At 69.2% G+C, this 14810-nt stretch carries 16 protein-coding genes; 7 read left to right on the forward strand and 9 right to left on the reverse strand.

Going from position 1 to position 14810, the window contains the following annotated elements; all coding sequences use genetic code 11:
• Positions 1-297: 297 nt before the first annotated feature.
• Positions 298-474 carry a hypothetical protein gene (locus IT779_RS09655; RefSeq protein WP_196148881.1) on the forward strand — a complete coding sequence of 59 codons (177 nt, stop codon included), beginning with the start codon at positions 298-300 and terminating at the stop codon, positions 472-474.
• Positions 475-477: 3 nt separating this feature from the next.
• Positions 478-1092 (forward strand): hypothetical protein, encoded by a 615-nt coding sequence (locus tag IT779_RS09660; RefSeq protein WP_196148882.1) that lies wholly within the window; start codon positions 478-480, stop codon positions 1090-1092.
• 60 nt (positions 1093-1152) lie between these two features.
• Here IT779_RS09660 and IT779_RS09665 read toward each other — a convergent pair whose 3' ends face one another.
• The 4 genes from IT779_RS09665 to IT779_RS09680 form a co-directional block, all read right to left on the reverse strand.
• Complete coding sequence (locus IT779_RS09665) at positions 1153-2892, reverse strand: SulP family inorganic anion transporter (protein WP_232541584.1); 1740 nt, start codon at positions 2890-2892, stop codon at positions 1153-1155.
• 9 nt (positions 2893-2901) lie between these two features.
• Complete coding sequence (locus IT779_RS09670) at positions 2902-3615, reverse strand: cysteine hydrolase family protein (protein WP_196148883.1); 714 nt, start codon at positions 3613-3615, stop codon at positions 2902-2904.
• A complete protein-coding gene (locus IT779_RS09675; protein WP_196148884.1) occupies positions 3612-5000 on the reverse strand; it encodes an allophanate hydrolase in 1389 nt (462 codons plus the stop codon). The genes IT779_RS09670 and IT779_RS09675 overlap by 4 nt, the downstream gene beginning before the upstream one ends.
• A 72-nt stretch (positions 5001-5072) precedes the next feature.
• Positions 5073-5741, reverse strand: coding sequence for a GntR family transcriptional regulator (locus IT779_RS09680; protein WP_196148885.1), 669 nt, complete (start codon positions 5739-5741; stop codon positions 5073-5075).
• A gap of 203 nt (positions 5742-5944) precedes the next feature.
• Between IT779_RS09680 and IT779_RS09685 the strand changes: the two genes are divergently transcribed.
• Positions 5945-6844, forward strand: a complete 900-nt coding sequence (locus tag IT779_RS09685) for a PucR family transcriptional regulator (protein ID WP_196148886.1) — start codon at positions 5945-5947, stop codon at positions 6842-6844.
• Here IT779_RS09685 and IT779_RS09690 read toward each other — a convergent pair.
• Genes IT779_RS09690 through IT779_RS09705 form a run of 4 tightly spaced genes read right to left on the reverse strand, consistent with a single transcriptional unit; the run spans position 6832 to position 9882 of the window.
• Positions 6832-7881 carry an ABC transporter ATP-binding protein gene (locus IT779_RS09690; RefSeq protein ID WP_196148887.1) on the reverse strand — a complete coding sequence of 350 codons (1050 nt, stop codon included), beginning with the start codon at positions 7879-7881 and terminating at the stop codon, positions 6832-6834. The two genes, IT779_RS09685 and IT779_RS09690, sit on opposite strands and share 13 nt — an antisense overlap.
• A complete protein-coding gene (modB, locus tag IT779_RS09695) occupies positions 7878-8690 on the reverse strand; it encodes a molybdate ABC transporter permease subunit (RefSeq protein WP_332838732.1) in 813 nt (270 codons plus the stop codon). The genes IT779_RS09690 and modB overlap by 4 nt, the downstream gene beginning before the upstream one ends.
• Complete coding sequence (modA, locus tag IT779_RS09700) at positions 8687-9472, reverse strand: molybdate ABC transporter substrate-binding protein (RefSeq protein WP_196148888.1); 786 nt, start codon at positions 9470-9472, stop codon at positions 8687-8689. The genes modB and modA overlap by 4 nt, the downstream gene beginning before the upstream one ends.
• Positions 9473-9483: 11 nt before the next feature.
• Positions 9484-9882 (reverse strand): TOBE domain-containing protein, encoded by a 399-nt coding sequence (locus IT779_RS09705; protein WP_196148889.1) that lies wholly within the window; start codon positions 9880-9882, stop codon positions 9484-9486.
• Positions 9883-10120: 238 nt separating this feature from the next.
• On the opposite strand from IT779_RS09705, the gene IT779_RS09710 reads away from it, so the two are divergent.
• Positions 10121-10387 carry a hypothetical protein gene (locus IT779_RS09710; protein ID WP_196148890.1) on the forward strand — a complete coding sequence of 89 codons (267 nt, stop codon included), beginning with the start codon at positions 10121-10123 and terminating at the stop codon, positions 10385-10387.
• A gap of 126 nt (positions 10388-10513) precedes the next feature.
• Positions 10514-11779 carry a PucR family transcriptional regulator gene (locus tag IT779_RS09715; protein WP_196148891.1) on the forward strand — a complete coding sequence of 422 codons (1266 nt, stop codon included), beginning with the start codon at positions 10514-10516 and terminating at the stop codon, positions 11777-11779.
• Here IT779_RS09715 and IT779_RS09720 read toward each other — a convergent pair.
• On the reverse strand, positions 11744-12082 hold the full coding sequence (locus tag IT779_RS09720) for a hypothetical protein (RefSeq protein ID WP_196148892.1): 339 nt from the start codon (positions 12080-12082) through the stop codon (positions 11744-11746). The two genes, IT779_RS09715 and IT779_RS09720, sit on opposite strands and share 36 nt — an antisense overlap.
• A 304-nt stretch (positions 12083-12386) precedes the next feature.
• Here IT779_RS09720 and IT779_RS09725 point away from each other — a divergent pair, with 304 nt between their 5' ends.
• Together IT779_RS09725 and IT779_RS09730 are read left to right on the forward strand one after the other, a co-directional pair.
• Positions 12387-13247 carry a mycofactocin-coupled SDR family oxidoreductase gene (locus IT779_RS09725; RefSeq protein WP_196148893.1) on the forward strand — a complete coding sequence of 287 codons (861 nt, stop codon included), beginning with the start codon at positions 12387-12389 and terminating at the stop codon, positions 13245-13247.
• Between the two features lie 114 nt (positions 13248-13361).
• Positions 13362-14726, forward strand: coding sequence for a cytochrome P450 (locus IT779_RS09730; protein ID WP_196148894.1), 1365 nt, complete (start codon positions 13362-13364; stop codon positions 14724-14726).
• Positions 14727-14810 lie beyond the last annotated feature (84 nt).

Genomic DNA, 14810 nt, shown 5'->3' on the forward strand with positions numbered 1-14810 from the left:
CGCAAACCCGAGAGTCGGGTGACAGAAAGGAAAACGTCCGCGCGGTTCGGCGCGGGGCAGATCACGAGAATGTGTACTTCGCCGGAACCGCCGCACGGAGCAATTGATTGGCATACGGTAGGACCACCTCGTTAACCCCGAGGTTGCAGGATGGGTCGCGTAGCCCCCGACGCACCCGTCATCGCTGAGCGGGTCAGGTGGGCTCCAGGTTCGGGCTCATGGCTTCAGGCTCCGGACCCAGGTCCCACCTGGCCCGCACACATCAGTTGTGCCGACGCTTCCGATCGAAGGACCACCATGAGCGGTATCGAGGTATGGACACCGGCGGAGAGACTGCTGGCGAATATCGCCCGCGCCGGATACGAGTCGATCGATGAATTCATCGCCCGACTGCGCGTCGACCCGATGGCCGATACGGTGGAACTACCCGCGGTGACCGACTTCTGGGATGTCCCGCGCAAACAAGCGAGCTGAATCATGGGCGAGCACGACCGCGATGAGCACGGCGAGAACGGATCCGAATTCACGACTCCCGGCGAATCCGCACCGCCGACGCAACCGGCCCACGGTTTCGGCGCGACCGGTGACCTCGTGGGACGATCGGCGGCCGACGATCCCGCGTGTGCGGCCGCGACACGCGAGGCGATGCGGTATTTCACCGACCAGGGCTGGTCGTATCCGCCCGCGCGGGTCGGGATGGCGGTCGAACTGATCTCCGTACTCGGCCGCTACCTCACCGACGCCGTGGAACATTCGGGACAGTTGGATTCGGCCGATCTGGATCGGCGTTTCGAATTCGTCTGCGCCCTCACCGATATGGCCTACGAACAACGACGGCTGTACTGGCTGCTCGGCCGGTGGGCGCAGGAGTGCGCCACCGAGGGCACCCTCGGCGGGATCGACGCGGTGTGGACCGCGCACCGGTTCCGCGACGCCCAGAAGTACGCCACCGCACTCGGTGACGCGCTCAACGACGCGCACACCCGCATCGGCCGCGATATCGACCGCACTTGTTCCGATCACGAAGGCTCGAATCACGACGGCTCGGAACGGAACCGACCAGAACACGGGGGCCGAGTACACGGCGGCTGAGAACACGGCGGCGGCCGGATCGCCCGAAAGGTGCGGGACGATCCGGCCGTCGCGCGCGAATCACGCTGGGGCCGGGTCGCCTTCGCGTTTCGATTCGGCCTCGCCGAGCGCCGCCTTCGCGGGTTCGGCGCCTTCGATCTCCGCGTTCTCGGCTCGAGCGTCGTCGGAGGCCGCCTTCTCGGGCGGCGCCGACCCGTCGACCTGCTGCACCTCGTCGGGCGTCGGCGTCTCGTCCGGCTCCGCTCCCCCGGCGGGCTCCTTCGCCTTCGGCAGCAGTCCGTACCCGAGACAGACCAGTCCGAAGAACAGGTACCCGAGCGCGACCTCCGGCGCGGCCGCCCAGTCCACTTCGGCCGCGTGGATCAGCCCGATCCAGCTCAGCGTCGCGCCGACCCCCGACGCGATCGCGGCCGCCAGGAATCGCTTGTCCAGCACGAAGGTGACGATCGCGCCGAGTACGAGTCCGGCGAGCACCGCCCCCGAGCCGAGCGTCTTCAACCCGTCGTAGACGACACCGGCCTGCCCGAGCGCCTCCGCGCCGACCTTCTCCGCCGAGGTGCCCGCCGCACTCAGCGCGTTGTCGATCTGCCCGACGGCCCATTCCGCGAGATTCGGCAGCAGCGCGGCGACCACGGCCACCGCGTGCAGTCGCGGCACCGCCTGGAATGCCTGGGCGCCGATCAACAGACCGATGTAGAGCAGGATCGGCACGATCGCGGGGATGGGCAGGATGGTGGCCAGTACTCCGAAAAGCCCGAGCAGGCACATCAATCCGATGACGACGCCGCTGGCCAGCGAGTATCCGCTGCGGCCGCCCGCGTCCTTCCAGCCGGGGTGGCCGATGTAGACCGCGGGCGGGAACGGGGAGCCGAATCCGGAGCCGATGATCGCGCCGAGGCCGTCGGCGAGCAGCACGCTGCGCAGGTTGTAGTTGTCGCCCGCCGCCGCGGCGCTCTCGACATTGCTCATGGCCTCGGTGAAGTTGTAGACGCCGAGCGGGATGGCCGTCGCCAGCAGCGGGGCGAGATTTCCCAGGCCGTCGAAGAGCAGGTCGAGGCGCAGATCGGGCAGACCGAGGGCGATGTCGGAGACGGCCTCGGACACGTCGGGCGCCGACATGTACCCGCCGATCCAGCCGATCGCGGTGCCGACCAGCAGCGCGACCAGCCCGACCGGGATATTGCCCGGCAGTTTGGCGTCGGTGAAGAAGCCGATGAGGATGATCGCCAGCACCGGCAGCCCGATCCAGGCGACCTCCCACATCTGCGCCGCCGGGCGCATGGCGATGAAGGTGATGGAGATACCCGCGAGCGTGCCGAGCATGGCCGCGCGCGGGGTGATCCGGCGGATGAACGGTCCGACGAACGCGCCGATCATCACGATGACGCCGATCATGAACGCCCACGCCAGGCCCGCCGACCAGGCTTGCAGCGGATCACCGGTCTTGAGGTAGATCGGCAGCATCACCACGAACACGACGATGAACATGTGCGGCACGCTCGGCCCGTACGGCAGCGCGGTGACCGTGGCCCGGTCCTCGCGCCTGGCGAGCCTGCGGGCCAACACCATGTAGTACAGATTGCCGAGCACAAGGGCGATGCCGAGCGCGGGCAGCACGGTGCCGAGCACGTCGCCGCTGGGGATCTTCACCACCGCGATGGACAGGGTGGTCAGGGTCAGGACGTTGACGAGGATGTTGAACGACAGGCCGAAGAAGGCGTTGGTGTCGCCGCGGGTCCACCACGGCAGGGACAGCGTCGGCTTGTCGGGAGCGGGGGCGGCGGTGGTGTGCACGGACATGGTCTTTCCTTATGCCGATCCGGTGGCGGAGGTCGCGGAGCCCGCGAGTCCGGCGGTGAGCGCGTCGAGGATCGCGGCCGAGTCGGCGACCCAGCCGAAGATCCCGCCCTGCGCGGCGATCATCTCCAGTCCGACGCGCTGGAATTCCGGGAAGTACGAGCCGACGCAGTCGGAGACGACGAGGCATTCGTAGCCGCGGTCGTTGGCCTCCCTGACCGTGGTGTGCACGCACACCTCGGTGGTGACCCCGGTGACGATCAGCGACCGGATGCCGCGCTCGGCCAGCACCTCGGCCAGTTCGGTGGCGTAGAAGGCGCCCTTGCCCGGTTTGTCGATCACCACCTCGCCCTCGATCGGGGCGAGTTCGTCGACGATGTCGTGGCCGTATTCGCCGCGCACGAGGATGCGTCCGAAACGTCCGGGATCGCCGATGCGCTGCGACGGGTTGCCGCGTTCGAGTTTCGCGGGCGGGCAATCCGACAGGTCGGGCAGATGTCCTTCGCGGGTGTGGATCACCGGCATGCCCGCCGCGCGGGTCGCCGCGATCAGCGCCGCCAGCGGTTCGATGACCGTGCGCAGCAGTGCGACGTCGTTGCCGAGACTTTCACCGAAGCCGCCCGGTAGCAGGAAATCGCGCTGCATGTCGATCACCAGCAGGGCGGTGGCGCCGGGATCGAAGGAGAAGGGGGCGGGCAGTGCCGGGATACGCTGCGCTTCGGTCATCGCTGTTCTTTCTGTACGAGCCGGACATCGGTCCGCGCCCCGGTCGGGCGCGGCTCGTCGAGGAGGCGGGCGGCCGCAGCGAGCACCGTGTCGTCGGCGAGCGCCGGTCCGAAGACCATCGCCGAGACCGGGCGGCCGTCCGCGGCCACGCCCATGGGCACCGCCACCGCGGTGAGATCGAGCAGATTGCCGAAATGGGTGTAGTGCCCGAGCACGGTGTTGGTGGCGATCGGGTCGGCGAGCACCTGGTCGACGGTGAAGGTGGTGCCGATGGTCGGGACGACGACGACGTCGACCTCCGACCACACCCTGGCCACGATCGCGCGCAGCTCCTGCAGCCGCTGCTGCGCCCGGAACACCGCGACCGCGTCGAATCGGTAACCGCCGGTGAGGATCTCGCGGATGACGGGCAGGATGGAGTCGGGGCGTTCGGCGAGGAAGTCGCCGAATTCGACCAGCCGTTCGGCCACCCACGGACCCTGGTACAGCAGTTCGCCCGCGTCCAGGAACGGGCGCAGCGAGACCGGGACGCGGTCGGCGCCGACACCACCGAGGCGCGCGCGGATCGCCAGGTGCGCGCGGCGGTAGACCTCGTCGCCGAAGAATTCCAGATCGGATTCCGGCGGCAGGCCGATCCGCAGGCGCGCGCCGTCGTAGCGCGGTCCGCGCGCCCGGCTCCACGGGTCGTCCGGGTCGGGGGCGGCGATGACCTCGAACACCCGGTCCAGGTCCTCGATCCGAGAGGCCATCAGGGTAAGACAGTCCAGGGACCGGCACGCGGGGACGAGTCCGACCGTGCTGATGAGCCCGCGCGAGGGCTTCCAGCCGACGATGCCGTTGAGCGCGGCGGGCACCCGGCCCGAGCCCGCGGTGTCGGTCGCGACGCAGAACGGCACCTGGCCCAGCGCCACCGCGAGCGCCGAACCCGAGCTCGAGCCGCCGCTGATGAGGTCGCCGCCGAAGACACTGCGCGGCACGGGGTACGGCGTGCGGGTGCCGTTGAGGCCGGTGGCGAACTGGTCGAGATTGGTCTTGCCGACGAACAGCGCGCCCGCGTCGAGCAGGCGGCGCACGGCGGGCGCGGTGTCGGTCGCGGTGTAGGCGTAGTCCGGGCAGGCCAGTGTGGTCGGCCAGCCTGCCACGTCGATGCTGTCTTTGACGCCGAACGGGACACCGTAGAGCGGTAGGGTGCGCGCGCCCGGTCTGCGTTCGATCTCGGCGGCGGCGGCGATCAGCCGCTCACGCGGCACCGGGGTGATCCACGTGCCGTCCGCGCCGCGCGCGGCGATGGCGTCGGCGACGCGCGCCGCGGTGCTCGTCGGTGCGCCGCTGCCGCTTTCGTGGGAGGCGAGGATCTCCGCGACGGTCGGCCCTGGGTTCAGCATCTGTCGATTGTCGACAGAATGTGTGAAGCCGGTGCTTACCGAATGTATCCGCTGTGTTAGCAGATGGCGCGGTCAGCAGATGTCGAGGGCGAGATAGGCGAGTTCGCCGTGGCGGCGCAGCGCGGCGCAGGCGACGGCGGGATCGTTGGTTTCCAGGGCCTCGAGGAGTTCGGTGTGGCGGCGCACACCATCCCGACGGTCGGCCACTCGCGCCTCCTCACGGAGGTTGCGGGCCATGGGCAGCTGCAGTTTCAGCAGGATCGGGGCGTAGGCGAGGTCGAGTTGCCGATTGCCCGCCAGCGCCACGATCTCGGCGTGGAATCTGCGGTGGGCGTCGTCGCGTTCCAGCGTCCACCCCTCGGCGTCGGCGGCGCGCATCTCCTCGAGCGCGGCGCGCACCGCCGCGAACGGATCACCTCCGGCGGGCAGCGGAAGGGCGCTCTCGATCGCATGCCGTTCCAGCACCCGCCGCAGCTCGAACAGTTGCAGGATGTCGGTGGCCGACCAGACCAGCACCCGGAACCCGCGCCGCGGCAGATGTTCGACCAAGCCTTCCTGCGCCAGCAGCCGCAGGGCCTCGCGCACGGGAGCCCTGCTGATCCCGAGTCGGGCGCACAGCGTCTCCTCCACGATGCGCTCCCCCGGTTCGAGCGCCCCGCTCAGCACCTCCGAACGCACATGCCGGGTGGCCATCTCGACCAGACTCGGCGGCAGAACAGTCGTATTCGTCCGCGGGGTCATGAGACGAGTGTACGAATCCTCGGCCGACACCGTCCGGGCCGTCGGATCGGTCACACCGGTCGGTTCCCTGTGTAGCATCACTAAGTGAGGGGGTGTTCCATTGGAGTAATCACGTTTGCCTGGCGATACAGCCAATGATGTGACTAAGTTTTCCCCTGAACTTTCGCAGGTGTGAACTCCGGCCAGAAGAAGGGACGTCGCCCATGGTGTCCGAACGGTCCGCGCCGGTGCGCGACCCGCGACACGCCGCCGACGCGGCGGCGGGACTCCTCGAATTGCCCTCGCACGAACCCGATTCCGAGCACGTGTGCCCGGAATTCCACGGGCCCGCAGAATTCCACCGGCCTGCGGAATCAGACGCCGTCCGGCCGGAGCCGACGATCACCGTCGCGGCGCCCGACCGGCCGAGGCCGGCGGCGACCGCCGCGACGGTCGCCTCCGATACCTATCACGTCCTGGCTCTGCGCGCACGGCACGCGGCGAACTCGGCCGAGACCGGCGCAGTCGGCGACCGCCCGACCGTGCTGCTGCTGGACGAACTCCGAAACCGTTGCGGCGCGGGCATCGTCGGTGACCTCGCGCTCGGCGCGGGCACGGTGCTCGTCCCCGCGACCGGCCTCGGCGACGCCGACCTCGACGCCGCGGTGGCCGCCGCGGGCCGCGCGACGGGACTCGCGGTGCTCGCGGCCGCCGTGCGCGCCGATCTCGCCGACCTGCGCACCGCCGACAAGCACGCGAACGAACTGCTCGAACTGGCCGATGCCCTCGGACGCGACGCGGGCACCTACCGGTTCGACGACCTCGCCCTCGAATACCAGCTGACCCGCCCCGGCTGGGCCCGCGACCGGCTCACCGCGTCCATCGCGCCGCTGCGCCCGGAACTGACCGCGACCCTCGACCAGTACCTGCGCCACAACGGCGACGCCGTCGCGACCGCGCGGGCGATGAACCTCCCGCACGTGTCGGTCACCGCGCACCTCGGCGACATCGCCCGGCTCACCGGCCTCGAGCCACTGGTGCCCGCCGACCTGTGGCGGCTGCATTCGGCGTTGATCGCGCGCACCGGATCCCGGCGCGGCGACGAGCGGGCTCACGCCGGATAGGACCTGATCTCGGTGGCCTTCACCGCCGCCCACAGGCGCTGCCCCGGCCGCAGCCGCAGGTCGGCGACGGTGGCCGGAGTGACATCGGCGAGCACGCCCGGCGCGCCGTCCAACCGCACCCGGGTGGTGTGCGCGTGCTGTTCGATGCCGGTCACGGTGACCGGCCAGGTGTTGCGCGGGCTGCCTTCGGGCCGGGATTCGAACAGTCCGACAGCGTGCGGCGCGAAAGCCACGTAGACGCCGCCGTGCGCCGGTTCGGCGACCGTCAGGGCGCCGCCGACGTCCAGGTCGACGGTGGTGGCGTTGGCCCGGCCGCGATAGAGGTTGAGCCCCATCAGGTCGGCCACGTAGTCCGAACGCGGGCGCGCCGCGATCTCGGCGGGCGGCCCCTGCTGCACGATCGCGCCGCGTTCGAGGATCACCAGGCGGTCCGCGAGCACCATGGCGTCGAGCGGATCGTGGGTGACCAGGATCGTGTAGCCGGGGAAATCCGCGAGATGCACGGACAGATCCGAGCGCACCTGCAGCCGGGTGCCCGCGTCCAGCGCCGCCAGCGGTTCGTCCAGCAACAGCACCTTCGGCTCGGTCACCAGCGCGCGCGCCAAGGCGACCCGCTGCGCCTGTCCGCCCGACAGCGCCCTCGGCCTGCGCCGCGCGCAGTCGGGCAGCCCAACCCGTTCCAGCCACCGCGCCGCCCGCTCGCGCGCCGCCGCGCGAGGCAGGCCGCGCGCTCGCAACCCGAACGCGACGTTCTCGAGCGCGGACAGGTGACCGAACAGCAGATAGTCCTGGAACACCACGCCGACCTCGCGGCGTTCGGCGGGCACGAACACCGAAGGCGGTGCGTCCCATACGGTTTCCTCGACGCGGAGCCTGCCGTCGGTCAACGCGAGCAGCCCCGCGACGGCGCGCAGGGCGGTGGACTTGCCCGCGCCGTTGGGCCCGAGCAGCGCGACCACCTCGCCGGGTTCGACGGTCAACTCGGCGTCGAGGGCGAAAGAGTCGCGGCGGAACCGCAATTCGGCCGTGAGCGTCACATCGCCCCTCGAATCCAGCGCTCCCGCAACGCGATCAGCACCGCCACCGACACCGCGAGCAAGACCAGGCTGAGCACGATCGCGTCCTGCGGATCGGTTTCCAACGCGAGATAGACCGCGAGCGGCATGGTGGTGGTCCGACCGGGAAAATTTCCCGCGAAGGTGATGGTCGCGCCGAATTCGCCGAGGGCGCGCGCCCAGCACAGCACACCGCCCGCGACCACGCCTGGCAGCACCGAGGGCAGCGTCACCCGGCGGAAGGTGTACCAGCGTCCGGCGCCGAGGGTCGCCGCCGCCTCCTCGAAGCGCGGATCCGACGAGCGCAGCGCCCCCTCGACCGAGATCACCAGGAACGGCATGGCCACGAACGCCTCGGCCACGATCACACCGGCGGTGGTGAACGGCAGCGAGACGCCGAACCATTCGTAGAGGTAGCGGCCGACGAGTCCGCGCCTGCCGAGCACGAGCAGCAGCGCCACGCCGCCGACCACCGGGGGCAGTACGAGCGGCACGGTCACCAGCGCGCGGATCAGCCCGGTGCCCGGCAGTTCGGCGCGAGCGAGCAGCCAGGCGAGCGGGATGCCCAACACCAGGCACAGCACCGTGGCCACACTCGCACACACAAGCGAAAGCCGCAGCGCGGCCCCGACTTCCGCGCTCAGCATACGCTCGGGCAGACTCGCCCACGGCGCCCGGACCAGCAGTCCGAGCAGCGGTACGAGCAGGAAGGCGAGCCCGCAGACGGCGGGCAGCATCAGTGCGAGCGGCCTGCGCCCGCGCACCGCCCGCCGTCGTGCGAGCCGGTTCACGGGATGTCGAATCCCGCCGCCGAGAACACCGCGTCGGCCTTGTCGGAGGCAACGAACGCCACGAACGCCGCCGCTGCCGCCGCGTTCGGGGCGTGCGCGAGCGGCGCGATCGGATAGTCGTTGACGGCCTTGGCCGACTCGGGGAACTCGATGCCGTCGACCTTGTCGCCCGCCGCCTTCACATCGGTGCGATACACCAGCGCCGCGTCCACCTCACCGAGGGTGACCTTCGTCAGCACCGCCTTCACGTCCTGCTCGCGGGTGTCGGGCTGCGGTGTGATCCCCGCCGTCTCGAACACCGTCTTCGCCGCCGCGCCGCACGGCACCTGCTCGGCGCACAGCGCGATCTTCGGTTCCGACTTGCCGAAATCGGCCAGCCCGGTGATCTTGCCGGGATTGCCCTTCGGCACCGCGATCTCGAGCCGGTTGCGCACGAACGTCACCGGCGCGACGGTCACCTCGCCCTTGTCCTTGACCTGGGTCATGTTCTTCGGGGCCGCCGAGGCGAACACGTCGGCGGGCGCGCCCTGATTGATCTGCTCGGCCAGCGCCGAACTCGCACCGAAGCTGAACACGACCTTCGCCCCCGGATGCGCGGCCTCGAACTGCTTGCCCAACTCGGTGAACGTCTCGGTCAGCGACGCCGCCGCGAATACCGTCACGGTGCCGCTCACCGCGGCGGTGTCGGCGGGCGCGGGATCGGTCTTGTCGTCGGAACCGCAGGCCGCTGTCACGGCCGCGGCGGCGAGCACGGCCGCGGCCGCCTTCGATGCGCGAATCATTCTCATCCTCATCAACTTTCCGGTATCTCCACCACGACGTGCGTGGACTTCACCGACGCGACAGCGACGCTGCCGACTTCCAGGCCGAGCTCGTCGACCGATTCCCGGCTCAGCAGCGACACCAGGCGGAACGGCCCGGCCTGCATCTCCACCTGGGCCATGACGGTGTCCTTGACCACCCTGGTGACGATGCCGCGCATGCGGTTGCGCGCCGAGGCCGCGATCGTGACGCCGGGCTCCGGCGCGTCCGCGTTGTCGCGCAGGAATTGGGCGAGCTCGCGACCGCTGATCCCCTTGCGCCCGCTGTCGAGCTGCACGGCGGCCAAGCGCCCTTGATCGATCCACCGACGCACCGTGTCGTCGCTGACACCGAGCAACGCGGCGGCTTCGCTGATCCGCAGATTCGACATGATCGACAGCATATTGCCGCATTCGCGGATCGCACAGTCGAACGGTCCGGGCCAGGGCGACACGCGTGGCAAATCGCGGGCAAGGGTGCGGTCCGGGACGGGCTGGGAGGGTTCACAAGCGCGGCGGCGTCGGGTTTCGGTGTGATCACGAAACCCGACAACTCGTCGATGTGGGCGACATATGCGACGTACGGTCGTCCGTGCAGACGCCGAGCGAAGGACAGGGAGGCCGTCGCGTATGTGGCCGCAGCACGACGATCAGCACGACGACGACACTCGGGGTGGCGACACTCGGGGTAGCGCCGGTATCCCCCGCGACGGCGACGCGGCGGCGGGTTCCATGCGCGACCGGTATCGGGACCCGGATTCGGTGCTCGGCGCCGCCCTCGGATTGGCGCTGGTCCTGGTCGACGCGGCGCACGCGGTCGAACTCGTCCCCACCCCGGGGCGCACTCCCGGCCAGGTCGCGAACTCCCTGCGACAACCGCCCGAACCGGAACTGTGATCCATCACATTCGATTTCGCGGACGGTTGACCAAAACCCAGAACCGCCCTACGGCGCGAGATGCCGGTCACAGCCGCGCGTTACCGTGATGTGCTTCGCCATACGCGGAGGCGGAAGGAGTACAGAATGACCACCGGCGGCTCGGCCTCCTCCGACCTCATCGTGTCGGGTCAACCTGTCAGCTCGTCGTTGAAGGACGTGCGAGCCGTGTCCCGAAAGATGGTGGGACACTTCCTGGAGAACGTCGTACCCTGCCGAACCCTACCCGGCGAGGCGCTCGACGGCGATGTCACGGCCATCACGCGCACCTGCCTGGAAATCGCGGTCAGCATGCTCGAGGGCGCCGACATCCCCGAGAAGACCCAGCAGTTGCGCAACGGCGCGGAAGGCTGGGCCCGCGAAGGCATCCCGATCGACACCATCCACCACGCGGTGCACGAGGGCTTCAAACTCGGCTTCGACCTCATCCTCGCCGACGCGGGTCCCGACGATTTCGAGAGCATCAAGGTGGTCGGCCGCCGACTGCTCGAGATCCTCGACATCATCACCTCGACCGTGTCCTACGCCTATGTCCGCGAGTTACGCACGGTGGCGGGCGAACACCACACCGCCGCGCACACGCTCACCTCCGCGCTGCTCGGCGGGCACGCCACCTCCACCATGGCCCGCGAATGCGGCATCGAGATCGCGCAGGCGTATTGCGTACTCGCCGTTGCCGTTCCGCCGCATCCCGAGGAACGCGACGCGCGCCTCGACGGCAAGGTGGTCGCGCGCCGCAAACTGCGCCGGATCCAGGCCGAACTCGTCAAGCGCTGCGGTGACAGCGTGCTCACCCTGCTCAGCGTCGACGGCGGCACCATCCTTTTGCCCTCTGGCCTGTTGAGTTCCGAGGCGCTGGACCACCTGATCGAGCAGTTGTCGCGCGCCGGACAGGTGCCGATCGCGGCCACCATGGTCGACACGCCGACCGCGCAGATCCCCGACGCCGCCGACCAGGCCCACGAACTGCTGGACATGGTGCAGCGGCTGAACTGTGTGCGCGGGCTCTACCGTTTCGACGACCTCGCCCTGGAATACCAGCTCACCCGCCCCGGCCCCGGCCTGGAACGCCTGCGCACGATCCTGGGACCGCTCGACGAGCACCCCGAGCTGTTCGAGACCCTGCAGCGGCACATCAGCAACAACCTCAACCGGCAGCGCACCGCCCGCGCCCTGCACGTGCACACCAACACCGTCGACTACCGGCTCAAGCGCATCGGCCAGCTCACCGGTTTCGACCCCTCCGAGGCATCGGGCCTGTGGTATCTGCGCGCCGCCATCATCGCCCGCAGCTACCAGCAGCCCGCGCAGCGCGCTTCAGCGCCCTCGGTGGCGCCGCCCGTCCGACCGTGACAGCGCCTGTGCCGCGCACCACTGCCTGACCTCGACACGCCCCTTGCGGTTTCCCGTTCCGATGGCGAAGCCGACCAGTCCGAGCCAGCTGCCGTCGGTGGTGCGCGCCCACGCGTAGAGCAGGCCGGGCACGCTGCCTGCCACATGCAGCCCGCCCGCCTTGACGCGCATGGTGACGGCCTCGGCACGGAAACTCGCGCCGTGCGTGGGGATGGCCATGCCGAGGTCGACGAGCACCGGCAGCGGCGGGTCGACGACCCGCCGGAGCGACGAGGAAAAGCCGTCGTTCCAGTACTCGAACATAATTTCGAATACTAATCGGTCTGTTTCGCGGCGGGAGCGAGACCCTCCGAAAACCACCGATACCGAGACGTCGATTCGTCGTGGAAAGGTCGTTCGCCGACGGAAATACCATTCTCCATCGCAAGAACACGGATACCATCGAGTGAGACGACGAGGCATCGAGAGCGGGCGTACATCACCGATCGCAGACCCATGCGCGGCAGGAAAGCGGAGCCTTGCAGGCAATCTTTCGGTAGAGTAGCGTTCTCATATAGCGGAAGTAAAATTCTTCCGTGGGGTGACTCGTGAACCGAGAGGATTCGTTGTGGGACGTGTTGCGGGCAAAGTCGCATTCATCACGGGCGCCGCGCGCGGTCAAGGGCGCAGCCATGCGCTGCGACTCGCCGAAGAAGGCGCCGACATCATCGCCGTAGACCTGTGCGAGAACATCGACACGATCGGCTACGCGCTGGCGACGCCGGAGGACCTCGAGGAGACCGCGGCGCTGGTCAAGAAGACCGGGCGGCGCGTCGTCACCGCCAAGGCCGACGTCCGTGACGTCAAGCAGCTGCGCACCGTCCTCGACAGCGCCGTCGCCGAGCTGGGCCGCCTCGACATCGTGGTCGCACAGGCGGGCATCGCGGGTATGAAGGGCGAGCCGCAGATCCAGGCCTGGTGCGACGTCATCGACACCAACCTCATCGGCACCATCAACGCCATCCAGGTGGCGCTGCCGCATCTCGACGCGGGCGCCTCCATCATCGCCACCGGCTCCACCGCCGCCCTCATGGACGTCGCCAAGGTCGACCAGCCGGGCAAGGACCTCGGCGGCATGGCCTACGTGCACTCCAAGCGCGCGCTGTCCAACTACGTCTACGACCTCGCCACCCACCTCGCGCCGCGCGGCATCCGCGCCAACGTCGTGCACCCGACGAACTGCAACACCCCGATGCTGCAGAGCGAACCCATGTACCGCTCCTTCCGCCCCGACCTCGAGCAGCCGACCCGCGCCGACGCGGAGCCCGCCTTCGGCGTGCAGCAGGCCATGCGGATTCCTTACATCGAGCCCGAGGACATCAGCAACGCCATCGTCTACCTGGCCTCCGACGAAGCTCGCTACGTCACCGGCCTGCAGCACCGCGTCGACGGCGGCGGCTACCTGAAGTGGTACGACAACCACATCTGATCACCCGCCGTGCGCCGTGCCGGTCATCGGCGCGGCGCGTCGGCGCGAGCCAGACGGATTCAGCGGCGGGCTCCCGGTTCACGTGGGGCGCCGTGACCAACAGAGGACATCATCGTGACCATTGACGACGCCGCCGATCTCGACCGCAAGACGAATCGGTACCACTTCGACCGGCACACCCCGGAATATCGACACCAGTTCCAGCAGATCACCGAAGAGATGCAGGCGAAATGCCCGGTGGCCTGGACCGACACCTACGACGGCCACTGGGTGGCCGCGGGCAGCAGCGCGGTGTTCGAACTCGCGCGCTGCCCCGCCGTCTCCAACGACCACGACCTGCGCAACGAGCGCCGCGGCTACAAGGGCATCTCCATCCCCTACGCCAAGCGCGTCTCCGTCGTGCGCGGCGGCATCCTGGAGATGGACGATCCCGAGCACCGCATCTACCGGCAGATCCTCAATCCGTTCCTCTCGCCCGCGGCGGTGAAGCGCTGGCAGCCGTTCATCGACGAAGTGGTGCGCGCGAGCCTGGACGAGAAGATCGAGTCCGGCAGCATCGATTTCGTCGACGACCTCGCCAATGTGGTGCCCGCCGTGCTTACCCTCGCCATGCTCGGCATCCCGATCGCGCAATGGTCGATGTACAGCGAGCCCGTGCACGCCGCGGTCTACACCCCCGAGGACTCCCCCGACGTGGCGCGTGTCGCGGAGATGCACCGGGCGATGGGCATCGATCTCCTGACCAACCTCAACGAGATCAAGCAGAACCCGCGTCCCGGACTGATCAACGCGCTCAACGAGATGCGCATCGACGGCGAGCCCGCGCCCGACCTCGAAGTGCTCGGCATGCTCGGCCTCATCATCGGCGGCGGCTTCGACACCACCACCGCGCTCACCGCGCACGCCCTGGAATGGCTGTCGGAGAATCCGGAACAGCGCGAAGTGCTCAGCCGTGAGCGCGAGACCCTGCTCGACTCGGCCACCGAGGAGTTCCTGCGCTACTACACCCCGGCGGCGGGCGACGGGCGCACCATCTCCGAGGACATCACGGTGGAGGGCACGAGTTTCAAGGAAGGCGAGCGACTGTGGCTGTCGTGGGCGATGGCCAACCGCGACCCGCAGGTATTCCACGACCCGAACGACCTCGTCCTCGACCGTAAGGGCAACCGGCACTTCAGCTTCGGCCTCGGCATCCACCGCTGCATCGGGTCCAATGTCGCGCGGACGGTCTTCAAGTCGATGGTCACCGCCGTCATGGACCGGATGCCGGACTTCCGCTGCGACCCGGAAGGCTCGGTGCACTACGACACGATCGGCGTCATCCAGGGCATGCGCAAGCTCCCCGCCACCTTCACCCCCGGCAAGCGCCTCGGCCCCGGACTCGACGAAACCCTCGAGATCCTGCAGAAGGTCATCGACGAGCAGGGCGTGGCCGCCTCGGTCACCGAGCACCCGGGCCCCGTCGTTATCCCCTCCTGATAGACAGGCCACCAAGACCGACCGCTGGGGGGGGCGCCGCCAAAACCGCGGCAGCGCCCCCCGGAGGCGGGCGCCCCGGGGGAC

This window comes from Nocardia bovistercoris, assembly GCF_015674855.1.
GTDB classification, from domain to species: Bacteria; Actinomycetota; Actinomycetes; order Mycobacteriales; family Mycobacteriaceae; genus Nocardia; species Nocardia bovistercoris.